Annotated in this window: 18 protein-coding genes; 5 read left to right on the top strand and 13 right to left on the bottom strand. The window is 62.2% G+C overall.

Annotated elements, in window-relative coordinates; all coding sequences use genetic code 11:
* Window positions 1–9: 9 nt before the first annotated feature.
* Window positions 10–1,065 carry a dTDP-glucose 4,6-dehydratase gene (gene rfbB / locus AC3ITN_RS03055; RefSeq protein WP_489392037.1) on the bottom strand — a complete coding sequence of 352 codons (1,056 nt, stop codon included), beginning with the start codon at window positions 1,063–1,065 and terminating at the stop codon, window positions 10–12.
* Window positions 1,066–1,330: 265 nt separating this feature from the next.
* Between rfbB and AC3ITN_RS03050 the strand changes: the two genes are divergently transcribed.
* From AC3ITN_RS03050 to AC3ITN_RS03030, 5 genes are all read left to right on the top strand, one after another.
* Window positions 1,331–2,077 carry an electron transfer flavoprotein subunit beta/FixA family protein gene (locus AC3ITN_RS03050; protein WP_121042567.1) on the top strand — a complete coding sequence of 249 codons (747 nt, stop codon included), beginning with the start codon at window positions 1,331–1,333 and terminating at the stop codon, window positions 2,075–2,077.
* Window positions 2,077–3,018 carry an electron transfer flavoprotein subunit alpha/FixB family protein gene (locus AC3ITN_RS03045; RefSeq protein ID WP_489392036.1) on the top strand — a complete coding sequence of 314 codons (942 nt, stop codon included), beginning with the start codon at window positions 2,077–2,079 and terminating at the stop codon, window positions 3,016–3,018. The genes AC3ITN_RS03050 and AC3ITN_RS03045 overlap by 1 nt, the downstream gene beginning before the upstream one ends.
* 143 nt (window positions 3,019–3,161) lie before the next feature.
* Window positions 3,162–4,520, top strand: a complete 1,359-nt coding sequence (locus AC3ITN_RS03040) for a phosphohexomutase domain-containing protein (protein ID WP_489392035.1) — start codon at window positions 3,162–3,164, stop codon at window positions 4,518–4,520.
* 14 nt (window positions 4,521–4,534) lie between these two features.
* Window positions 4,535–5,944 carry a mannose-1-phosphate guanylyltransferase/mannose-6-phosphate isomerase gene (locus AC3ITN_RS03035; protein WP_489392034.1) on the top strand — a complete coding sequence of 470 codons (1,410 nt, stop codon included), beginning with the start codon at window positions 4,535–4,537 and terminating at the stop codon, window positions 5,942–5,944.
* A gap of 3 nt (window positions 5,945–5,947) precedes the next feature.
* Window positions 5,948–7,378: a UbiA family prenyltransferase gene (locus tag AC3ITN_RS03030; protein WP_489392033.1), complete on the top strand. Its 1,431-nt coding sequence runs from the start codon at window positions 5,948–5,950 to the stop codon at window positions 7,376–7,378.
* Between the two features lie 34 nt (window positions 7,379–7,412).
* On the opposite strand, the gene AC3ITN_RS03025 is transcribed toward AC3ITN_RS03030, so the two are convergent.
* From AC3ITN_RS03025 to AC3ITN_RS02970, 12 genes are all read right to left on the bottom strand, one after another.
* Window positions 7,413–8,126 carry a class I SAM-dependent methyltransferase gene (locus AC3ITN_RS03025; protein ID WP_313347887.1) on the bottom strand — a complete coding sequence of 238 codons (714 nt, stop codon included), beginning with the start codon at window positions 8,124–8,126 and terminating at the stop codon, window positions 7,413–7,415.
* 166 nt (window positions 8,127–8,292) lie between these two features.
* Entirely contained in the window at window positions 8,293–9,420 is a 1,128-nt protein-coding gene (locus tag AC3ITN_RS03020; protein WP_489392032.1) for a glycosyltransferase family 4 protein, read from the bottom strand.
* 3 nt (window positions 9,421–9,423) lie between these two features.
* Entirely contained in the window at window positions 9,424–9,774 is a 351-nt protein-coding gene (locus AC3ITN_RS03015; protein WP_313347889.1) for an EamA family transporter, read from the bottom strand.
* Between the two features lie 327 nt (window positions 9,775–10,101).
* A complete protein-coding gene (locus AC3ITN_RS03010; RefSeq protein WP_489392031.1) occupies window positions 10,102–12,351 on the bottom strand; it encodes a hypothetical protein in 2,250 nt (749 codons plus the stop codon).
* Window positions 12,352–12,538: 187 nt separating this feature from the next.
* Window positions 12,539–13,474: an NAD-dependent epimerase/dehydratase family protein gene (locus AC3ITN_RS03005; protein WP_489392030.1), complete on the bottom strand. Its 936-nt coding sequence runs from the start codon at window positions 13,472–13,474 to the stop codon at window positions 12,539–12,541.
* Window positions 13,458–14,498: a GDP-mannose 4,6-dehydratase gene (gmd, locus tag AC3ITN_RS03000; protein WP_489392029.1), complete on the bottom strand. Its 1,041-nt coding sequence runs from the start codon at window positions 14,496–14,498 to the stop codon at window positions 13,458–13,460. Before gmd ends, AC3ITN_RS03005 begins: the two co-directional genes overlap by 17 nt.
* A 93-nt stretch (window positions 14,499–14,591) precedes the next feature.
* Window positions 14,592–17,108 carry a glycosyltransferase family 4 protein gene (locus AC3ITN_RS02995; protein ID WP_313347892.1) on the bottom strand — a complete coding sequence of 839 codons (2,517 nt, stop codon included), beginning with the start codon at window positions 17,106–17,108 and terminating at the stop codon, window positions 14,592–14,594.
* Entirely contained in the window at window positions 17,108–19,246 is a 2,139-nt protein-coding gene (locus tag AC3ITN_RS02990) for a methyltransferase domain-containing protein (RefSeq protein ID WP_489392028.1), read from the bottom strand. The genes AC3ITN_RS02995 and AC3ITN_RS02990 overlap by 1 nt, the downstream gene beginning before the upstream one ends.
* Window positions 19,247–19,293: 47 nt before the next feature.
* Entirely contained in the window at window positions 19,294–20,583 is a 1,290-nt protein-coding gene (locus AC3ITN_RS02985; RefSeq protein WP_313347902.1) for an ABC transporter ATP-binding protein, read from the bottom strand.
* Window positions 20,580–21,365, bottom strand: coding sequence for an ABC transporter permease (locus tag AC3ITN_RS02980; RefSeq protein WP_429000580.1), 786 nt, complete (start codon window positions 21,363–21,365; stop codon window positions 20,580–20,582). Before AC3ITN_RS02980 ends, AC3ITN_RS02985 begins: the two co-directional genes overlap by 4 nt.
* A gap of 1 nt (window position 21,366) precedes the next feature.
* On the bottom strand, window positions 21,367–22,776 hold the full coding sequence (locus tag AC3ITN_RS02975) for a glycosyltransferase family 4 protein (protein ID WP_313347894.1): 1,410 nt from the start codon (window positions 22,774–22,776) through the stop codon (window positions 21,367–21,369).
* A gap of 15 nt (window positions 22,777–22,791) precedes the next feature.
* On the bottom strand, window positions 22,792–23,973 hold the full coding sequence (locus AC3ITN_RS02970) for a cystathionine gamma-synthase (RefSeq protein WP_313347895.1): 1,182 nt from the start codon (window positions 23,971–23,973) through the stop codon (window positions 22,792–22,794).
* Window positions 23,974–24,103: the final 130 nt, after the last annotated feature.

The following is a 24,103-nucleotide window of genomic DNA, read 5'->3' as shown; positions in this document are numbered from 1 at the left end:
TGTTATTCCTCAAGCCCGGGTACCGATTCGCTGCAGACGGTAACTGCCGTCCAGCACGCCGTCGACCCAAGGCTGGTTTTCCAGGTACCAGTTGACGGTAAAGGCGATTCCCTGCTCGAAGGTGTACTTCGGTTCCCAGCCCAGCTGGTCCTTGAGCTTGCTCGCGTCGATGGCGTATCGACGGTCGTGGCCGGGCCGGTCGGCGACATAGGTGATCTGGCTGCTGCGCGGCTGACCATCCTCACGCGGGCGGCGGGCGTCGAGCAGCGCGCAGATCGCATGCACCACCTCGATGTTTTCCTTCTCGGAATTGCCACCCACGTTGTAGGTCTCGCCCACCTGGCCCTTGGCCAGTACGGTGCGGATCGCCTCGCAGTGGTCGGACACGAACAGCCAGTCGCGCACCTGCTTGCCGTCGCCATAGACCGGCAGCGGTTCGCCGGCCAGGGCCTTGGCGATCACCAGCGGAATGAGCTTTTCCGGGAAGTGGTACGGACCGTAGTTGTTGGAGCAGTTCGTGGTCAGCACCGGCAGCCCGTAGGTGTGATGGAACGCGCGCACCAGATGGTCCGATGCGGCCTTGGACGCCGAGTACGGCGAATTGGGGGCATACGGGGTGGTTTCGCTGAACTTGCCGGTCTCGCCCAAGGTGCCGTACACCTCGTCGGTGGACACGTGAAGGAAACGGAAGGAAGCGCCCTTGTCGGCCGGCAGCGCCTTCCAGTAGTCGCGCACCGCTTCGAGCAGCGCGAGCGTGCCCACCACATTGGTCTGGATGAACGCGCCGGGGCCGTCGATGGAACGGTCCACGTGGCTCTCGGCGGCGAAGTTCAGCACGGCATCGGGCTGGAATTCAGCGAGCAGGCGCGACACCAGGGAGTGGTCGCCGATATCACCGTGGAAGAAGACGTGATCCGCATTATCTTCAAGCGAATCCAGCGTCTTCAGATTGCCAGCATAGGTCAGCACGTCGAGATTGATGACCCGAACGCCCTTGGCGACGGCCTCAAGAACGAAGTTACCGCCAATGAATCCGGCGCCGCCGGTGACCAGCCATGTGGGCACTACCTGTTCTCCTGATCTGCGAGGGTCGTCCGGGGGCCGTCTCGGGCCCGCATGACACAGCGCAACAGAATACATGCCAGCCGTCTTCACGACTGCCAGCGCGGGGTGAACGATGCGGTCGCCCCTCACGGCAATGACGCACCGCAACATAACCATACGCATTCGCATGGTAGTGCGCGGACAGTTAGAATCCATATCCCACCCCCGAACCGGCTGTCGTTTCCGACACCGGACGTTCCCCCGTTATTGAAGGATCCCGCACCAGATGAAAATCCTCGTCGCGTACAAGCGCGTGGTGGACTACAACGTCCGCATTCAGGTCAAGCCGGACGGTTCCGGCGTGGTCACCGACGGCGTCAAGCTGTCCCCCAATCCCTTCGACGAAATCGCCCTGGAAGAAGCCCTGCGCCTGCGCGACAAGGGCATCGCCACCGAAGTCGTGGTCGCCACCATCGCCCCGGCAGACGCCCAGGCGCACCTGCGCAACGGCCTGGCCATGGGCGCCAACCGTGCCATTCACGTCGTCACCGATCAGGCCATCCAGCCGCTGACCGCCGCGCGCACCCTGCTCAAGCTGGTCGAGAAGGAACAGCCGGACCTGGTCATCCTGGGCAAGCAGGCCATCGACGATGACGCCAACCAGACCGGCCAGATGCTGGCCACGCTGTGGGGCCGGCCGCAGGCGACCTTCGCCAGCAAGCTGGACATCGCCGACGGCAAGGCCACGGTCACCCGCGAAGTCGACGCCGGCCTGGAAACGCTGGAGGTGGACCTGCCGGCCGTGGTCACCACCGACCTGCGCCTGAACGAGCCGCGCTTCATCAAGCTGCCCGACATCATGAAGGCCAAGGCCAAGCCGCTGGAGACCCTGCAGCTGGCCGACCTCGGCGTGGACGCGGCCGATACCTTCAAGACCACCCAGTACGCCGCGCCGGTCAAGCGCAGCAAGGGCGTGATGGTCAAGGATGCGGCCGAACTGGTCGCTGCACTCAAGCAGAAGGGGTTGCTGTAATGACCAAGATCCTCGTTGTTGCCGAACACCATGACGGCAAGCTCAACGCCGCCACAGCCAAGACCGTGAGCGCGGCCGCCGCCATCAGCGGCGCCAGCATCGACGTGCTGGTGCTGGCCGCCGACCCGGCCGCCGTGGCCGCGCAAGCCGCCGAGCTGGCCGGCGTGGCCAAGGTGCTGACCGTCGCCAATGCCGCCAACGCCCAGGCGCTGGCTCAGGTATTGGCCCCGCAGATCGCGCAGCTGGCCGCCGGCTACACCCACGTATTCGGCCCCTCGACCACCTTCGGCAAGGACCTGATGCCGTGCGTGGCCGCCCTGCTGGGCGTCAACCAGGTCTCGGACCTGATGACCGTGGAAGGCAGCCACAGCTTCAAGCGCCCGATCTACGCGGGCAACGCCATCATCACCGTGGACGTACCGGCCGACCAGATCGTGGTCGCTACCGTACGCGCGGCCTCCTGGCCGGAAGCGGCCAAGGGCGGCAGCGCGGCGGTGGAAGTCGCCAGTGTGGATGCGGCCCTGCCGACCCACACCCGCTTCATCGGCCTGGCGGCCGGTGCCACCGACCGCCCGGACCTGCAGAGCGCCAAGCGCGTGGTCTCCGGCGGCCGTGGCGTGGGGTCGGAGGAGAACTTCAAGGTGATCTTCCAGCTGGCCGACAAGCTCGGGGCCGCCGTGGGCGCCTCGCGCGCCGCCGTGGACGCCGGCTACGTGCCCAGCGACCTGCAGGTGGGCCAGACCGGCAAGATCATCTCGCCGGAGCTGTACGTGGCCGTCGGCATCAGCGGCGCCATCCAGCACCTGACCGGGATCAAGGACGCCGGCACCATCGTGGCGATCAACAAGGACCCGGACTCGCCGATCTTCGAGATCGCCGATATCGGGCTGGTGGGGGATCTGTTCACGTTGTTGCCTGAGCTGGAAGCGGCGATCGGCTGAGCGGTATGAGCGAGGCTGCGCAATTTGCCAGTTGCGCAGCCTCCACCCGGTTAACCGGACGGGCTCGAACGCTGCACGGGATCACCCGCCCTTTGCGGTCACTGCCGTTATAATTAGCGGTCAACCCTGAAAGGACTGCATTGATGACGCTTCCGAGTTTCAAGGCCTACGATATCCGTGGTCGCGTGCCTGACGAATTGGACGCTGCGCTGGCCAAGCGCATTGGCGCCGGCACAGCATCGCTGCTCGGCCCGGGACCCGTCATCGTCGGCCATGATATTCGCCTGAGCAGCCCTGAACTGCTTCAAGCCGCCATTGACGGTCTGACGACCAGTGGCCGCGATGTCATCAACATCGGCCTTTGCGGCACGGAAGAAGTTTACTTCCAGACCTTCCACCGGAACGCTGCCGGTGGGATCATGGTCACCGCCAGCCACAATCCGATGGATTACAACGGCATGAAGCTGGTACGCGACGGTGCCAAACCGATCAGCGGGGATACCGGACTTTTCGACATCCGCGATTTCGCAGCTTCGGACGCTCCGCTGGGAACAGGCAGCGCGACGGTAGTCCGCGACGAAGACAAGTCCTCCTATATCCAGCACTTGCTCAGCTACATCGACGTAGCCAAGTTGAAGCCGCTGAAGATCGTGACCAATCCGGGCAATGGTGGCGCTGGTGTAGTAATCGATCAGCTGGCGCCCCATCTACCATTCGAATTCATCCGTATCCAGCATGAGGCGGACGGCAACTTCCCAAACGGGATTCCCAACCCACTGTTGCCGGAGAACCGGGCGGCAACCCGTGATGCGGTACGTGAGCACGGTGCAGACTTCGGCATTGCGTGGGACGGCGATTTCGATCGCTGCTTCTTCTTCGACGCAGATGGCAACTTCATCGAAGGTTATTACTTGGTTGGCCTGCTCGCCAAGGCCCTTCTTGGAAGCTCGCCATGTGGCAAGATCATCCACGACCCTCGACTGACCTGGAACACGGTGGAGATGGTCGAAGAAGCCGGCGGCATTCCGATCATGAGCAAGACCGGGCATGCGTTCATCAAAGAGCGCATGCGCGCTGAGGATGCCATTTATGGCGGCGAAATGAGCGCGCACCATTACTTCCGCGATTTTGCGTACTGTGATTCAGGGATGATTCCCTGGCTGCTTATTGCGGAGCTGGTCTCAGAGACGGGCACCTCTCTGGGTGATCTGGTCGCAGACCGTATGCAGGCATTCCCATGCAGCGGTGAAATCAATTTCCGCGTCGAAGACGCCAAGGCCACCGTTGCCCGCGTAATGGCACATTACGCCAGCCAGGAGCCGACTCTCGACCACACGGATGGCGTCAGCGCCGAGTTCAAGGACTGGCGCTTCAACCTGCGCAGCTCCAACACTGAACCATTGCTGCGTCTCAATGTGGAAACCCGTGGCGATGCAGCTCTGCTGCGTACCCGCACAGACGAGCTGACCGCCCTGATCGGCGGCAGTCCGGCCCAACACTGATCCAGGACGCATCCATGTTGCCCATCGTTCCCGTCATTCTTTCCGGTGGTTCCGGCACCCGCCTGTGGCCCGTTTCGCGTGAGGCCTACCCGAAACAATTCCTGCCGCTGGTCGGGCAGGACACCATGCTCCAAGCAACGTGGAAGCGCGTTGCGCAAGTTGCAGGAGCGGCGCCGATCGTGGTAGCTAACCAGGAACATCGTTTCATGGCCGCAGAACAGCTGCGCGAGTGCAACGTAGCTCCGCAGGCGCTGATACTCGAACCGATTGGCCGCAATACTGCACCGGCAATTGCCATCGCGGCGTTGCAGGCGCTGGCGACCGGCGAGGACGCACTGCTGCTGGTGTTGCCATCAGACCACGTGGTGCGCGATGAAAAGGCATTCCACGAGGCCGTCATGAACGCAGCGGTTGCCGCTGAGAGCGGCAAGCTGGTGACCTTCGGTATCGTGCCGACCTCACCGGAGACTGGCTACGGCTACATCAAGGCCGCCCCAGGCCAAGGCGTGCGCGGGGTGGAGCGCTTCGTTGAGAAGCCCAATCTTGAAACCGCCGAGCAGTACGTTCGCTCCGGCGAGTATTTCTGGAATAGCGGCATGTTTCTGTTCAAGGCCTCGCGGTACCTGGCCGAGCTGGAAGCCCTGCAGCCGGCAATCCTGGCCGCCAGCCGCGCGGCACTGGAAAAGGCATCACGCGACAGCGACTTCATTCGCTTGGACGCCGAAAGCTTCGCCAGCAGCCCGAACGATTCAATCGATTACGCAGTGATGGAGAAGACTGCCGATGCGGCCGTAGTGCCGCTCGATGCCGGCTGGAATGACGTTGGGTCCTGGTCGGCACTGTGGGAAGTGTCCGACAAGGACGCATCGGGCAATGCCTGCCACGGCGATGTGATTGCCGTGGACTGTCGCAACAGCTATGCGTACGGCAGCCGTCTAATCGCCATGGTCGGGCTGGACGATGTTGTCGTGGTAGAAACAGACGACGCCGTTTTCGTTGGTCACAAGGACCGCGTTCAGGACGTCAAGGAAATCGTCGCCCGGATCAAGCGTGACGGCCGGAGCGAAGCGGCCGCGCACCGGAAGGTCTATCGCCCATGGGGTGCCTATGACTCCATCGACAACGGCGCCCGCTTCCAGGTCAAGCGCATCACCGTCAAGCCGGGCGCAACGCTAAGCCTGCAGATGCACCATCACCGTGCCGAGCATTGGATCGTTGTCAGCGGTACCGCCGAGGTTACACGCGGAGAGGAGGTCATCCTACTCACCGAGAACCAGAGCACGTACATTCCACTGGGCGTCACCCATCGCCTGAAGAACCCGGGCAAGTTGCCGCTGGAGCTTATTGAGGTGCAGTCGGGCAGCTATCTGGGCGAAGACGACATTGTTCGTTTCGAAGACCAATATGGCCGGGTGGCGGGTTGATCCATGGCAGATGAAGGGACCGGCCAGCCCAGGCCGTTGTGCGTTGATCTGGACGGTACCTTGCTGCGTACGGATCTGCTCTACGAGACTTTCCTGAGGATGCTCGCACGACAGCCTTGGATGTTGTTGCTGCTTCCATGGTGGCTGCTGCGTGGCAAGGCTTACCTGAAGCGACGGTTGGCGGTGCATGGCGTAGGCGACCCCGCCCTGCTTCCATTCGATCCTCGGGTGCTGGAACTGCTTCAGGCCAATAGCGGCCGCATGCGCGTCCTGTGCACTGCGTCCGACAGGGCACTGGTGGAACCGATCGCACGCCATCTGGGGATGTTCGACGCGGTGTACTGCAGCGACGGAGAGACCAATCTTGCCGGCCATCGCAAGGCCGATCTGCTGGTTGCGCAGTTTGGCGAGCGAGGATTCGACTATGTCGCGAACGCAGGGGTGGATGTCGCCATCTGGCGCCATGCCCATTCAGCCTGGGTGGTCAATGGCAGCAAGCGCGTCGCCCGTGCTGCGGCGGCATGCTCCCAGCTTGCCGCCCACTGGCCAAGCGAAGGCGGTGGTCCACGTGCATGGCTAAAGGCAATGCGGGTGCACCAGTGGCTGAAGAACCTCCTGGTTTTCGTGCCCTTGCTGGCCAGCCATCGCTTCATGGAACCGGACATGGTGCTATCGGCGGCGCTCGCTTTTGCCGCATTCGGCCTGTGTGCGTCCGGCGTGTATCTGCTCAACGATCTCCTCGACCTGGAGTCGGACCGCGAGCATCCCCGGAAGCGCAAGCGACCGTTTGCCTGTGGTAGGTTGGAGCTGCGTTCCGGCCTGCTGGTTACACCAGTCCTGACGCTCGCCGGGTTCCTCCTCGCCTGGTGGGTGGCTCCCGCGTTTCTGCTGGTTCTGGCACTCTACTTCTGCCTCACCCTTGCATATTCGCTGCGCTTGAAGCAGGTGGTCATGATCGACGTGGTGATGCTGGCCGCGTTGTATACGATCCGCATAGTGGGCGGTGCGGCAGCTATCGATGTGACGCTGTCATTCTGGCTGCTGACCTTCTCGATGTTCATTTTCTTGAGCTTGGCAATGCTCAAGCGTTATACCGAGCTACAAATGACCTTGGCCAGCGGAAAGCTGAAGCCGAGTGGGCGCGGATATCATGTGGAAGACTTGGCGTTGGTGCAGACGCTGGGCACCGCCGCGGGCCTGGTTTCGGTACTGGTGCTATGCCTCTACATCAATGCGCCCGAGAGCCAAGCCTTGTACAAGCATCCCGTGTTCCTTTGGTTCCTGAGTCCCGTGCTGCTGTACTGGATCTGTCGTGCGTGGTTGTTGGCGCATCGCGGGCAGATGCACGACGACCCGGTAGTGTTCGCAGTCAAGGACCCCGGAAGTTTGATTACGGTTCTGGTTGGAGGGTTGTCGGTTCTCGCTGCAATCTGAAACTCCGGGTGGCACCTTACTATCCGGATGCGCCTCAGATTTCGCCGTCGCCGGCGCTTCGCTCCAAGATCAGGATGATCGACTCCCCGCTACCGGCCGGTAGCAGGGGTCGCGCGAGAACGAACTGGAGCAGAGTCGGCCAGCCCAGCAGCAGCACTTCCAGCTTGCCCAGCCAGCCGAACACGTATGGGAAGTCCCATAGACCGTCGGCGAACCTACGTACAACCTTGAAGCCAGCCTTACGGAACATGCTTTCCCACTCGGCGTGAGACTTTAGGTTGATGTGAGTGGGGTCGGTGAAGGCGATCCAGGCGGTCCCCTTCCTGCGGTGGGCAAAGCCGTCCGCGTCTGGCGTGATCACCAGCGCGCGCGCGTTGGGCTTCAATACTCGCCGCCAATCGGCCAGCACAAGGGTCAATGCGGGGTCCGGAATATGCTCGACCACATGCACAGAGACCAGCCCGTCCAGACTGGCGTCACTCACCTGATCAAGTGACTCGTGGATAGGCACCCCGGTTCGCTCGCGCGCGGCCCTACTGGCCCAGGCGCTCTGCTCCACCCCCGACGCCTGAAAATGACGCTTGAGGTGCATCAGGAAGAAGCCCGGTCCGCAACCGAAATCGAGAATCTTGCCGGCGGCCAAGTAGCGTTGGGCGAGCCGGGTGAACAGCTTCAGCGCAGGACGGTCACCGCCTTGCCCATTGCCACTGTAATACTCCTCGCCGTAATGCTCCGTGTTCTCTCTCACCGTGCCCTCCTTCAAATCACGCAACCGCAATCAGGACGGCAAGGTGCCGCTCCGTGAACCGTTGTGGGGGGGTACTACGACCGGTACCAAGAGTCGCTCAATACGTTCCCGCGCGCAAGCAGTCAGGCAGGCCATGCGTGGACTGGGGCCAGCCTCTATGGCACGTTCAACTCCGCACAGTACGCTTAATCAGCATCGTTTCCTGCAGGTCATGGAAGCGCCGCAGCGGATAGGCCTGCAGTGCCCGCTCACGAATCTCGCGACGGCTCACGTCATCACCGCTTTCGATCATGCGCTGCATCGCGTCAACCAGCGCTGGTGCGTCGCCAATGCCTACCACCTCGCCATTTCCGGTGTTCTGCACGATTGTCCGCACACCAGGCAGGTTGGACGCCAGAACGCGAGCACCGCTCTGCATGGCCTCCAGCTGGACCATGCCGAAAGCCTCATAACGGTTGACACTGGGGAGCACCAGTACATCAAGCTGCGCGTAGAACGCACGTAATTCTTCCTCGCTGACTCGCCCCCGTACTTCGACCGCATCGCCCAGTGACCCAATCTGCCCATGGATGGAGTCCATGATGCTTCCGCCGGCCACGTTGTGGGTATCGCCTACCAGCACCAGCCGGACGCTGGCACCATACCGTCGGTGGATCTCGGAGAAGGCATCAAGCAGGACCGGCAGTCCCTTCTCAGCGACGAAACGACCAACGAAACCGAAGCGAAAAACGCCATCGCCAGCGGTCGGCGCATCCAGCCAGGGCATCAGTTTCATCGGCGCCAACACTTCGTGCTGCTTGTGCTTGCTCCCGACCAGCCACGATGAGGAAGCGGCATAGTCGTGGGTGAGCACACCCACATCCCGTGCGCGGCGCGTTGCCAGCCAGCACGACAGTCGCGTCACGTTCACCGCAACACGATCCATCAGCCCGCCCACAACGGCCATGTCACATTGATAGTTCACTACCAGCTTACGTGATGGTACGAGCAGTGAGAGCAGGCCAGATTCCAGCATCGGCATATGCAGGTTGACCACGTCATGTGCGCGCGCCAAACGTCGGAACCAAGTGATGAAGCGCCAGCTGATTACACCTTTGTGCAGGCGCGCAAATACCGGAGCCCGGATAACCTTCACGCCCCTCATCGTCTCCTCAACGGCCAGGCTGGCATCATGCTGGGTGGTCAGCACGGTGACCTCGTGACGCTCGGCGAGATCCTCGGCGAGCATACGCGCGAACTCGGTCACCCCACTCATGTAGGGCGTGTAATAGGTCAATACGATCAATATCTTCATGGGTCAGCTCGCACTCACCAGCAGTACGCCTAGCACGATCAATCCGATTCCAGTGGCCCGAAGCGGGCCCAGCTGCTCGCCCAGGAAAACGATCGCCAGGATCGGGGTTACCACGTAGGTCAGAGCAATCATGGGTTGCAACTTAGTCAATGGCATGTACTTCAAAAGTACCACCCAAGCCACCAGCGGAATCATCTGCATGATCATGCCCGCGATCAGGGGCGGATTGCGAAATGCAGAATCAAGCAGCGGAACCACTCCCTGCGAGTAGTGGACCTTGCCGGCGCCGATCTTGAGTAGAAGGGTGCCGAAGGCCCCCAGGATGACCAGGCCAAACACGATGAGAAGTTGCATACAGAACCATCCAGAAAAGTGCGCGTCGAGGCAGCGCGAACAACTACCTATTATCCATGCTTTGGAGCCGGACTCGTTTGGCGGGATCCCGGCCCACCCGGGCGAGCGTGTTCGTTTCGCGAGGCTTCCGGGCACAGGATCCGCGGATTGAGCCTCCTTTCCGCGGGCATCGGCAACCCATCCGTAGGCAACCACAGAACACCCTCCGAATGGCCAGGCTTTCACAAGCATGAACCGCAAGGAAGCGGGCCGAGCAAGCCCTTCAGCGGGCTTGCGCTCCCGCGCTTCCATGGCGTCCCAACGCGTAAGCGCACGGCAGCGACTAGGCTAACGAGTGACGGCCGACGCTCCGCAGGTGCTGGTCACCTTTTGAATCACCCAAAGCGCGCCCGGGGTGGCCTTCGGGTCAACGAAGGTTAGGCGTTGCCAACCACTCTTCAATGGGATCTCCATCCCAGCTGGCGCCAACTGACCGACCGCGGGCGAACCATCTCCACCATCCACCAGCACGTCGAGTGAAGCGAAGTCGGGCGTGTGGTCTGCGTACACGGTTAAGCGGCATGTCTGTTGAGAAGGCACCGACACCAATGCCTCGATTTCAAATCCGGATGCCACCGGACAGCCCCCGGCTACACATGGCAACCAGCCCCACCCGGAAACCGCGACCACCTCACCCGCTTTTTCGAGATCCACTAGATTGTACTCGGTGGATTCCTTCACTCCACCGGATGGATAAACGAACGGAGACTGGACGCCGGTAAAGGACTTCAGTTGCACCACCCATCGCGGGTGTACTGCACTATGGAATGTGTCCCCGCGCGCCCTTCTGGCGTAGCCACCTCTCATGCCCTCCTGATCGAGCTTCGGCAGGTACGCGAGTGAGGCCTGCTCATGGGCGAGGTAGGAAACATAGTGGGACTTCTGGAATCTCTCAACACCTTCGACGCCGGCATCATCTATGACCCAGGCCTCTCCTGCACCTGACGGCAGGTCACGAGCAAAATCCAGCGATAGGCCATGCACTCCCTTCCATCCCTCTACGATGCCCATGGAAGGACGGGCATGATTATGGATCGCGACCAGCATCAACAGGAAGACGAGCGCCACATAAGCCAGAATGCCCCACTTGACTGATCTGCTACGCGCTGCATTTCCCAACTCCCTGAGACCGTTCAAGATCAAGACGGCGGCCAGAACACAGGCCGCTGGCCCGATCATCTGGACAACTTTATGCTCTCCATAGGCGTAGTCCCGCACTTCGACGAAACCAATCAGCAACAGCGAGACTAGCAAGAGCGAGGCAGCCGCTGAACGCGCAGCAGGAACCCACGCACTGCCCAGTGCTACAAGCGCGGCCAGAGCCCAACCGATTACAAGCATGCTGTGGCTGACGTAGGGACTCCCATTCACCACCATTCCAGCAAATGGCGCAGCTACCCAAGTCCAAGGACTGGCATGCAGGTACATGCCTTCCCACGTCCCGCCGCTGGCGATACCCTCGACATCACTTGCGGATTGCAACAGTTCCATGACAAGGACGTTGGAGGCAAGGAAGAACGCGCCAGCGCAGAGCGCCGCGCCCTTGAAGAACTCCGCCCAGGACCGATTGAGCAGGGCACCCCATGCCACCCCAAACGCAGCCAGGATTACCGCGGCGGCCGCAGCCTCGCCGTAGCAATGTGCCGCCAACGACGCCCCAAGGCCCAGCAGCAGCGCTCGACGCCACCAGCATCGATCAATCGATGCAGCGAGTGCCAGCACCATGGCTGCGGCGGACGCGCCAAGGGTTGTGGCGACATTGCTGTTGATCGCTGCCGCCAGCATGCTCGGCGAGAAGTAGACCAGCACCGTCAGAATGGCCAAGGCAGGCAACCACGCCACACGCAGCGAGCGGCCACCTGAGCGGCTCATGACGGCGATAGGGAGCAGTCCAATGCCGATGAACAGGGAGCCAAGAGCCGACGAGATCAGCATCTCATTGGCAGTAGCACCACCGCCGTACGCAAGCGCCATCCCGAGCATCGAGAAGCTTCCGCCTCGATATACCGGGCAGTCATTTCCTATGTAGACAGCACCGAGACGACAGCCGCCCAGATTGAGCGCTTCGGAAACAACCTCGGGGCCAACGAAGATCGGGTGATTGAGCGCCCAACGGGAACCTTCAAAATAAAAAAGCGTGTCGTGATTGGAAGTCTCGATGAGCCAGTAGTTCGCCGCATCCACGCGTATCCCGACAATCCATGCGACTGTCCCGACGACTACACACAGCACGACCAACCATACTATTAGTTCCATGCCGCCCGTCCGGCGCAATACCAACAATCTGAGAAGTCCGAATCCAGCCACGGCGACAAGTCCGTAATAGACCCACTTCCCTGGCAACCACAAGTTGAAATTGATTACCAAGAGCGCGAATGCGACCACGCCGAGTGCCAGGCTTGCAGCCGCCCCAACCGCCCCCCTGACATCATCAGGCAGGAGGTGGCCTGAATCTGATCGCACGAAAAGCGAACCGCAGCCAAGCAGCACCAAGGAGCACGCCGCGACGCTGAAGACCGTCATCAGGTATGGATACATATGTAAAAGGCACCTGTAATCAAAGGCCGTCCGACAGCACGCCGAATCGGCCCAAATAAACTTCATCACAGCAGGCGGGGCACCGAGCGCTGCAGGCGGAGAGATCCGCTTACCCACTCAACACTGATTCGGCGCCGAATGGCGCCAATGCGCCGCTCGGGCCAAACAGAAGCTCTCGCGAGTAGCGCTACCCCAAATGCGACGTCAACATCCATTCAAGCGTTTGGCTGATATCCGGGCAGTTCCAGTCGCCGATCACACTTTTCAGCAATTCGTTGTTTCCGCGCAAGACGCGAACCTCATTCGCCCTGACGAACGCAGGATTCACCCGTATTGCGATCTCATGCCCGGTGATGCGCTGGCAGGTATCGATGATGCCACGCAACGAATGCGCTTCACCCGAACACACATTGACGATCATGGAAGCCGCTTGCGGCTCCACCATCAAGCGCGCATATGCATCGACCACGGCCCTGACGTCGCCGAAGTCCCGCCACACATCGATGTTGCCCAGTTCAATCTGGTTCGCGCCCTTCACAAAATGAGAAACCACCTTCGGAATTAGATACTTCTCATCCTGACCAACACCGGTGTAATTGAATGGCCGCGCGACCACCAGTGGGTATCTGTCGCTCCACAGCCGCGCCACGTACTCCATTGCCAGCTTACTGACCGCATAGTCGTTCGCGGGATTGGGCGGCACAGCTTCTGAGATTGCTCCTTCGGTCGTGTTCCCATAAACGTTGGCGCTGCTTGCCAAAAGGACACTTACTGGAATGTGGCCGGCGTCTTGAAGTGCTTGAAACAGATTCCTGGTACCGACCAGATTGATCTGATAGAAGTCGTCCACCTTCCCGTGTGCGACGAACGCAAGAGCGGCAAGGTGGATCACGTGGTCGGGGCGAACCTCATCCATGACCTGCGTCAACGTACGTAGGTCCCTCAGGTCCGCACGCCTGACCTGAGGATCATCTTCGGTGTCCGCAGTCGACTGGGCGGCGCTCACTAGAGAGACGACCGTATGACCCCGTCGCTCAAGCTCACGCACCATGTAGCGCCCAGTGAAACCGGACGCTCCCGTCACCAGAACACGCTTTCCCGCCATCTCAGAAGGAGAACCCACGTTCGTTCCTCTTCAGATCGGCCTCGACCATCATCTGGCACAGCTGCTCCAGCGTGGTCTGCGGCTTCCAACCCAATACGCGCTCTGCCTTTTCAGGGTTGCCGATCAACAGATCGACCTCGGCCGGACGGTGGAACTTGGCATTGATGCGCATCACCACCTTGCCGGTGGCCGTATCGATGGCGGTTTCGTCCTGGTCCTTGCCGCGGAACTCCACGTCAATGCCGGCGCCCTTGAACGCCATCTGCACGAAGTCGCGGACGGTTTCGGTTCGGTTGGTGGCAAGCACAAAGGTATCCGGCTGGTCCACCTGCAGCATGCGCCACATGCCTTCCACATATTCCTTGGCAAACCCCCAGTCGCGCTTGGCATCGAGATTGCCAAGCTCCAGGCAGTCCAGCTGACCCAGCTTGATCTTGGCCACCGAGTCGGTGATCTTGCGGGTCACGAACTCGCGACCGCGCAGCGGGCTTTCGTGGTTGAACAGAATGCCGCTGGAACCAAAGATGTCGTAGCTTTCGCGGTAGTTGACCGTGATCCAATGTGCGTAGAGCTTGGCGACGCCGTACGGGCTGCGCGGATAGAACGGCGTGTCCTCGACCTGCGGAATGGCCTGCACCTTGCCGAACATCTCCGAGGTAGACGCCTGGTAGAAGCGGATCTTCGGGTTGATCAGGCGGATGGCCTCCAGCAGATGCAACGCGCCTACGCCGGTGATCTGGGCAGTGGTAGTGGGCTGCTCGAAACTCACACCCACGAAACTCTGCGCGGCCAGGTTGTAGATTTCTTCCGGCTGGATCTTCTGGACCATGGAGATGGTGGTCCCCAGATCGGTCAGGTCATATTCGACCAGGTGCAGGTTCGGATGCTTGGTCACGCCAAGCTCGTCCAGGCGCCAGAAATTGACCGAGCTGGTGCGGCGATACGTCCCGTAGACCTCATATCCCTTGCTCAGCAGCAGCTCGGTAAGATACGCGCCGTCCTGGCCGGTGATGCCGGTGATAATCGCCTTCTTCTTGCTCATTCCGATCTCTCTCAAAAAGTCTGGTGTGGCGGATTCCGCCAGATGGCGCGGGTCCGGGGGGACCGGCGCGTCGTATCAGCTACGAATCATAGCTCAGGATGGTGTCCGGGCAGGCAGGTCGCCCCCGCCCTCGCCGCGCAGTAGCGCCTGCTGCAGTTGGACCGCGCTCTGGGTCCATGTCAGCCAGCCAAGCCCGTCAGACCTTGGGTGAGCCTGCTGTGCATGCAGGGTCAGCCAGTCCTTGACTGCGTTCACAATAGGCACCGCGCCCGCACCGTGGAAGTAATGCGCCCCCGTGCCCGCCACTTCCCTGAACACGGGAATGTCACGCGCGATGATGGGCAGGCCGCGCTGGGCCGCCTCGATCAGCGGCAGACCGAAGCCTTCACCCTCGGACGCCGCCATCAGGCAGCTTGATTTCTCATACACCAGGTCGAGGTACTCGTCGCTGGCGCCTTCGAACCAGAACAGGTGCTTCCCAAGCTCCTCGTGCCCGGCCAGCTTCCTGCACAGCGCGTCGACCAGCCACCCCTTGCGACCGATGATCACCAGGTTGATCTGGTAGCCGTCGGCCCACAGCGCCTCGAAAGCGGCCAGTACCGCCTCGTGCCCCTTGCGCGGCTCGATGGTCCCCACCATCAGGAAACTCGGCACCGCCGACAGAAGCGCCAAAACCTGCTCGGCATCTTCGGGCAGGCCCCTGGAAGGCATGCTGCCGTCCAAGTCCGCACCGAGGTGGAACCAGTCGATCGTGGCCGCACTGTCTATCCGGTTCTCATCCATCCAGGCGCTGACATCATCGGCCACCGCCCGGGAAATGCAGATGAGCTGGTCGGCGCAGGCAAGAATATTGCGCAGCCAGGCCTCATGGTGTTGTCCGCCCCCACCTGGCCACCACTCGGGGTGCCTGACGGGAAGAATGTCATACACGACGAAGCTGACCTTGACGCCGTTGCGCCGCAATGCCGCGAACCACGCGCTCCCCGCCTGCACGGCGGACCCCACCAGGTCCAGACCAAGGAACACGTCACCGGGATGGGCGACAACAGGAACGTCCGGATGGGATTCCACGCCCAGCAATGTGGCGGCATACCGGTTTGCGCAGACATACGTCCCCACACTCCGGTCCATCCGCACGAGCTGCAGGGCGTACCCGGCGGGCGGCACGCGCCCCCACTCGGCCAGCACCGCGCGCGTCACACGCTGGATGCCGGATCGTAGATCCTTGTCGGCCAGCTCGGTCACATCCACCAGCAACTGCGGGGTCGCAGCACAGCTTCGGTCCAGCGCGTCGGCGGCCGCCAGCATCTCGCTGGACTGTTGGCCCCTGAGAGCGCCAAGCCTGGCGATCGCGTCGTCGATGGCCGCCGCGACCGAGGTGCGCTCGATGCCGAGTGCTGCAACGCGCTCGCAGGCGTCCAGAAAGTGTCCGGCGACCCTGTCCCACGAAAACACCTTCGCGCGCTCCAGCGAGTACGCCCGCAGGCGGCTGACTTCTTCCGGGTTTGCCAGGAAATGCGCCATGCGTTCGCGAATGGACTCCGCGTCGTTCGGGTCGAACAGGGCCGTCTTCTCGGTCGCGATTTCCCGAATACTGGACGCATCCGATGCGATGACCGCTGCGCCGCAGGCCATGGCCTCCAGCACGGGCAGACCGAATCCTTCGTGCCAGGACGGGAAAACGAACAGGCTGCATTCGTTGTACAAGGCAATCAACTGTTCGTCAGAGATGTATCCGGTAAAGACGAGATCGCGCTCACCCAGCCCCTTCTCGTGCGCCAGGGACTGCAACTCGGCAACTTGCGGGCCCGGCATGTGTCCCGCCAGGACCAGCTGCACATGTGCACGGGTGTGGACGTCCAAGCCGGCATACGCCTCGATCAGCCGGCCCAGGTTCTTGCGCCGGTCCGCACCACCGGTATACAGCAAGAATCCGCCGCGCAGTCCCAACGCCGCGCGTGTAGCGCCGCGCAGCGGGTCGGCTTGCTTCAGCGGCCGGAACGCACGATCACATGCTGCGGAGATGTTGAATATCCGATCAGCAGGGAAGCCGGCTACGTCGTGCCCTTCCGCCGCCGAACTCTGGGAAATGGCCACGAGGCCATCGGCACGTCCCAGGTTGCCGAGCTTTCCGAGGTAGAAGCTCTTGTAGGTCGGATCCGGATCGAGATACAGCTTCGCATTCATCAGCGGGATCAGATCGTAAAGCGTCACGATCGTAGGCACGCGGCAGTGTTGGCTGACGCTGCAGACGGCATTGTCGGCAAATCCCTCGAAGAGACTGGAGACGTGCACGACATCCGGGTTCACCGAAGCGATCGCAGCTTCCCGGATGATCTCTGCCTGGCTTCTGCGCCGGTCGTTGCCCGCGTCGCGCTCGAATACCGGAAGCGGAACATGCAGCACATGAATCTTGTGTCTCGGCACGAGGCCCGTGAATGCCTCCCGAATCTGATCGATGGTCTCCGGGAAGGCGCCATTCAACAGGAGATGCAGATCATGCCCCCGCTTCGCCCGCGCTGCAGCGATCGCGAGCGACAAGGAGTATCGCCCGATGCCGCGGCGCCGGCTTTCGCCTTGCGCACCCTGCAGGTCCAAAAGAATTCGCATCAACGGGTCTCCTTGCGATTGCCGTTTGCAATACCTTGGTAAAACGCCTTGCCACGGATGGACAGGCGGTCCAGGCCGTCGCGCTCGGTCAGGCCGGTAAATGAGCTTACGCCACCGACGATCCCTTCCTGCTCGATTGGAGCGGGAACGTCGGCGATGATTCGATTGTTCACGGCCACCGAGATCAGCTTGGCGTGCAGCGGCGGGAACAACTGGGCCAGCGAATTGAGCCGCCGCGCCAGCACCGGATAACGCACCACGCGTCGCATGCCGGCCAGGACGATCCGCCGGGTGAAGGCGGTCGGCTGCCGAACCAGGAGCTTGAGGCCCCGCAGCGGGGCGGTCAACTTCCAGGACCAGCTGCCGCGAACGAGATGCAACAGGTGATTCAGTTCGTCTGCACGCGCCTGCCACTCCTGCACGGACTTTCCGAGCGCGGCATTGTCCTCACCAACCCTGCGCGCCTCCGCCTCCTGGACCGCCAACTGGGCCAGCAAGCCTTCCATTCGATGCTGCAGGGCACCGTGGCTGACCGTCGTGGACATCGTGCGGTCATTCAAGGTGGCGATCTCGTCGTCCCGTTGCGCAGCAAGCAGGTGCCAACGATGGGCATCCTCACGGGAGCGTGTCAGCTCCGCGCGGGCCTCGTCCAGCGAGCGTGCAAGGTTCTCGCGGGCAACCCTGCCCTCATGCATCTCAGCCGCAAGCGTGCCTTCAAGGCTCAACATCCCTCGTTCGGCGGCGGCGATCGCCGCGACGTATCCGGGGAACTCCATCGACTCACCGGCCCATGCTTTGATGCCGTCCGACAGTTCGCGGAAGCTCCAGGCGCCACGCGGCTTGGCAAGTGCGTTGGCGAACGCAGTCTGGTAGCGCATGGGCAGCATGCTGACATCCAGCAGGCCACGCCGCACCGGCAGCACCGGACCCACGTGCCCCATGAAGATTTCGCGCACGGTGATCAGCAGCGACACCAGCAGATCGACCGGCCACACGCAGTCGCTGCGGGTCTTCGAGATCGCGCCGAAATCGATGAGGTGTGGCTCCGAATCGCTATCGATCATCAGATTCCAGCAGCGCACGTCATTGTGATAAAGGCCACGCTCCTCCAGCAGCACCAGCTGGCGGATCAGCCCATCCACCACGCGCTCGGCCGCATAGGGCACATGCTCGTCCATCAGCTTCAGCAGCAGCCGGCCCGGCAACATCTCTCTGGCAAGCCAGCAGTCCTGGCGATCCACCACCGCTTCAATCAATGCAGGGGTACGCATCTGCGGCGGCGCTGCGCCGAGGAAGCCCGCTTCGTTCTCGTACTCCTCCCGATTGAACTCACGTCGGGCCGGATTCGCCAATGAGTACTGCTTGAGCAGCACATGCTTGCTGAAGAAATAGCGTCGCGATTGCTGGTGACTGCTCATGTCCATCGAATGCGACTGGAAGCGCCACGAATCGAATGCACGGAAATCATCCCCGACATACCAGTACTTCTGGCTGGCGAAATACAGGGGGCGCTCAACGCCGGAGAGGTGCGTCGGCTGCCAGGACATGACCCGCTGGAAGGCGTAGGGTGCGAGCAGCTCACTGGCGTGCTTCGGCTGGGACGGCCCCCAATACAGCGGCTCTTCGCGCACCGCGACCTCGTAGATGCCGCAGCCGATCTTGTCCGCGATCCCGGCGATGATCTCCACGACGGGGGGAAGACCGTGCTCGTGCACCAGATGATGGAACACACTGAGACCAAGGACCAGGTCATAGGTGTCGGCCTGCAATGCGGCAGCGACGTCCTCGATGCGGGCGCACTGGAAGGTCGCCTTGCCCAGGCCGGCTTCCGCGGCCAGCGCAGCGCAGACATCGACGTTTCGATCGAGGAAATCCGCACCATGAACGGAATGACCCGCTGCTGCCAGGTTCAGCGAGAAGAAGCCCTGGGCACAGCCGAGGTCGAGCACGCGCAGCGGCCGCCCCAACGCGCCCTGCAATCGCTGGGCCGCTGCAAGAATGAGCGCCAATCGATCTTCGCACCCGCGGGAACTTCCATCCGAAAGCTCCGGGTGACCGAAGATGGGCTGGTACTTCTCCGGCAACGCGGCTACCAGCGCTTCGATCGAGCCGTCGGCACGGGTGGGGGCATCATTCATAAGCATAATCATCCAATTCTCGGTACCACATACGTTTCTGCGCCTGGTCAGGCCGCCTGCACGCTGAAGTCAGCGTGGAGGTCCACAATTCCCCAGAACTGCATCGGCCGGCTCACATCGAGCAGGATGGAGTCGTACCGGCGATCCAGCGGTACCAATTCGGAAAGGGGATCTCCCGACGAGATGCCCAGCGACACCATGTAGTGCCCTTCATTGACGTTCATCGGCACCTGGAAGCTGCAGACCACGATGTCGCCCGCCTTCGCGGAGATCGCTGCAGCCCCGTTGCTGGCCAGGAACGAGTTGGTGCCGTACAGGAACAGGCCTTCCAGGGTTTTGATCAGAATCCCGGGCACTGCATTCTCGACATCCTGCTCGAACAGCACCTTCATCACGAACTCGGTGCGTGCGCCGCTGTCGATGCGCGCCGGGTGTTCCTCGCCTCCGCTCACGATGGCGTAGTCGATGATCCTCGCTCCGCCCTGGCCCCATCGATGTTCGGCCTTGTTGTAGCCCCGCCGGGTGTGGAACAGATCCTCGCTCCCGCCGTCCAGCACCACGCTCGCCGGTGCGACGCTGCCAGCCAACGCGGTCGCTTTCGCAGGCTTGCGGCCAAACAATTCGTCGAGATACAGGTTGGACACTTCGCGGGACGGTCCATCGGCGTGAACACCGCCGTCCTTGATGAAGATCACGCGATCGCAATGCTTGACGATATCGGCGACGGAGTGGCTCACCAGGATGAGCGTGGTGCCCAGCTCCTTGAACTCCTGCACGCGCTTGAAACACTTCGCCTGGAAATAGGCATCGCCGACCGAGAGCGCCTCATCGACGATGAGAATGTCCGGGCGGAATGCCGTCGCGACAGCGAACGCAACGCGCACCTGCATGCCGCTGGAGTAGGTGCGGACAGGCTCATCAAAATACTCGCCCACCTCGGCGAACGCTTCAATGAAGGTGATCATTGCTTCGATCTGGTGCTGCGTGTACCCCATCAGACCCGCGGCGTGGAAGGCATTCTGGCGGCCGGTGAGGTCCGGATTGAAGCCCATGCCCAACTCGAGGATGGCGGCGATGCGTCCACCGCGCACGATGCTGCCTTCGGTGGGCTGGGTGGTGCCGGTGATGAGCTTCAGCAGGGTGCTTTTGCCTGCACCATTGCGGCCCACCACACCCACGGCCTCGCCCGGCGAGATGGTCAGGGACACATCGCGGAGGATCCAGTGTTCTTCCTTGGGGCGCACCGGCAGGCCGAACCAGCTGGCTGCACGCAGCCATTCGCTGCCCCAATGCCGGTAGGCCTTGCCTACACCGGTGAGCTTCAGCAGACCACTCATAGCGCGTCCACCATTTCCGGACTGGCCTTGCGGAACACCACCAGCGACGCAAGCAGCAGGATCAACGTCACCACCGCCATCGGCAACAGATCCATCCACACGGGCGGCTGGTTGTACAGGAGCACCTGCTGATAACTGGTCACCAGCGGGTACAACGGGTTGAGCTTGAATGCCTCGCGAGCCGCTTCCGGCAGGATGCTCACGTTGTAGACGATCGGCGTCAGCCAGAACAACGCCTGCAGGACAACCGGAACCACCTGGCTGATGTCCCGCATGAATACATTGAATACGCCGAGCAGGAGACCGATCGACATCGCGAAACCGAGCGTCAGCAGGATCAGCGCAGGCAGCCACAGCACCTGTACACCGGGATAGTGCCCCATCACCGCGAACACGGCAAAGATCGCCGCAAGCAGCAGCAGGTTGTTTGCCAGCATGGTCCCGGCGGCAATGAACGGAAGGCAGATCCGCGGGAACGCCATCTTCTTCATCAGGTTCCCGCTATCCACGAACAGATTGACGCACTTGGATACCGTCTCGGAGAACATGCTCCAGCAGAGCGTTCCCGCCATCAGATACAGGGCGTATCCATACTTGTTCTCGACGCCGGGCATTTTTGCCGACAACACCTCGGAGAGGATGGTGGCGAAGATGAGCACCTGCATCAGCGGGTGAATGATCATCCACAGCGCACCCAGCTTGCTTCGAATGAAGCGCATCCTCAGATCGTTCTTGATCGAGGAGAGAATGAAGTAGCGGTATGCCCAAAGGGACCGCAGCATGTCAATCACGGCTTGTTTCGCCCTCTTCCAGTGGTTCTTTCATGCATTGCTGCGTGGACATCCGCCCAGCCTCGATTTCACCTGTACGGATGATGATCTGTCGCGCGGCATGCCTGCCGGACAAAACCTCGTCGACATGCTGCCTGCCCCGCTCGCCCAGGCCAGGTGCCAGCCCGGGTTCATCAACCAGCCGCCGCATCCAGGCGGAGGCCTGTTCAATATCTGGATCAGCCCATCGCAGGCCTTCGCCCCCGGGGTATTCGCCGGCGCGAACCGGAACAAGGGTGTAATCGACCAGCGCCGCGCACCCTGCGTCCATGAACTCCATGTTGCCTGACCAGGCCGTGGCGATGACCGGCTTTCCCATCGCCATGCATTCGGCCATTCCCAGCCCGAAACCCTCTGCCCGATGCAGCGATACATAGGCGTTCGAACACCGTTGCAAGGCGGCGAGATGCTCTCGTTCGATGACGTCGTCCCGAATCAGAATTCGATCGTCGCCCGCAGCAAGGGCCAGCAGGTGCTTGAGCCAATGCGGGAATCGATGCCCATTGCTGCTCTTGACCACCAGGCGCACGTCACGGCGCGTCGATGGGAAGGCCGCCAGAAACGCACGGATGGCCGCCTCCGGATTCTTGCGCTCCATCCTGGAGCTGAAGTCGAAGGTCGTCAGGAATACAAAGACATCGTCCGGCAGGCCAAAATCGGCACGCTGCAATCCACTGTCCGCAGGCACCGTAACGGGCATCGGTACCCGCAGCACCGGCTTGTCGGTCACCCGCGCAACAGCCTGCTCGACGAACGCGCTCGCGACCAGGACTTCGTCCACCAGGCCCAGTGATGGCAGCCAGGCGTCCGGAATCCGCTCCAGTTCCCAGAACCAGCACGCGATGAGGTGCCGCCCCTTGAGATGCGCTTCGCCGATCTTCGCCAACGCCTGCGGAAGGTAATCTGGATTGACGAATATGATGCTGACCCGGTGCGGCATCGTGTCATCGATATGGGCATCGAGCGCGCTCTTCGCACGCGCGTTGGGGAGGCCCAGATTGATATCGTGCAGCGCAACCGGCACCCCCTGCTCCATGAGTGCGCGCGCATAGCTGCGCGCCGCTTCCGCCAGGCCGAACTGGCCGTTGACGTAACCGATGATGTTGACTCCGGATCGCACCGGCTCCACGCCCGGCGCGCGAACGAGCGGCGCGTCCGGATGCGCCTGCCGGTTCCATTCCCGCCAGGCGGCGGTACGTGCAAAACCGGTACGCGCACGCAGGCGATGAGTGAGGAGCTGCAAAGCGCCCTCACGCAGCGGGCGTGGAATGAGGTGATAGGCGCTGCGCAGCCAACCTTGACTGCGCAACCACGCCAGCAGGCGCACTTGGGCAGACGGTCGGGTGGGCTCGATTGCGTTCATCGGGATCGGCTGCGATCAGCCCAACGCCCGTTCCAGATCCACCTGCAGATCCCCCAGGTCCTCCACCCCCACGCTCAACCGCACCAGTGCATCGCTGATGCCCAGCTGATCGCGGCGTTCGACAGGAATGGACGCATGGGTCATCACCGCCGGATGGTTGACCAGACTTTCCACGCCACCCAGCGACTCGGCCAGGGTGAACAGCTCGGTCTTCTCGCAGAAACGCTTGGCCGCCTCGAACCCGCCCTTGAGCACGATCGAGACGATGCCGCCGTAGCCGTTCATCTGGCGCGTGGCCAGCTCGTGCTGCGGGTGCGAGGCCAGGCCCGGATAGATCACCTTTTCCACGGCCGGGTGCTTTTCCAGCCACTGGGCCAGGGCCAGTGCGTTGGCGCAATGTGCCTTCATGCGCAGCGGCAGGGTCTTCAGGCCGCGCAGGGCCAGGAAGCTGTCGAACGGCCCCTGTACAGCGCCGATGGAGTTCTGCAGGAACGCCATCTGCTCGGCGAGCTCGGCGTTGTCGCCCACGACAACCATGCCGCCGACCATGTCCGAGTGACCATTGAGGTACTTGGTGGCCGAGTGCAGGACCAGGTCGGCCCCCAGCTCCAGCGGCCGCTGCAGCATCGGCGAGGCGAAGGTGTTGTCCACCACCACCAGCAGGCCGTGGCGCTTGGCGATGGCGGCGACCGCGGCAATATCCACGATCTTCAGCATCGGGTTGGTCGGGGTTTCGATCCAGACCATCTTCGTCTGCGGGGTGATCGACGCCTCGAGGGCGGCCAGGTCGGTCAGGTCGACGAAGCTGAACTGCAGGCCGGCGGTGCGCTTACGCACGCGCTCGAACAGGCGGAAGGTGCCGCCATAGATGTCGTCCATCGCCACCACGTGGCTGCCGGCGTCCAGCAGCTCCATCACCGTGGAGGTGGCGGCCATGCCCGAGGCGAACGCGTAGCCGCGGCCGCCGCCTTCCAACGAGGCCACGCAACGCTCGTAGGCGAAGCGGGTCGGGTTGTGGGTGCGCGAGTACTCGAAACCCTGGTGTTCGCCGGGGCTGGACTGGGCGTAAGTGGACGTCGCGTAGATCGGCGGCATCACCGCGCCGGTGCTCGGGTCCGGCGATTGCCCGCCATGGATGGCCAGCGTGGCCAGGGCGAGTGCACGGTCGTTGTGCCCGGAGGAAGCGTGGTCGGACATAGTGTTTCCCAGCAATTGGAAGCCCCTATTGGGGCTCCCGCAAAAGGAGCGGAATTCTATCAGCGCTGGCTTAATCGCCCGTTGACGCCGATAAACGCAGGTTCAGAGCCGAACGCCGGCCATCGGGTCG

This window comes from Stenotrophomonas sp. KH_036_B, from assembly GCF_057839485.1.
The sequence above is the reverse complement of the archived record's forward strand: the minus strand, read 5'-3'. Positions and strand labels throughout refer to the sequence as shown.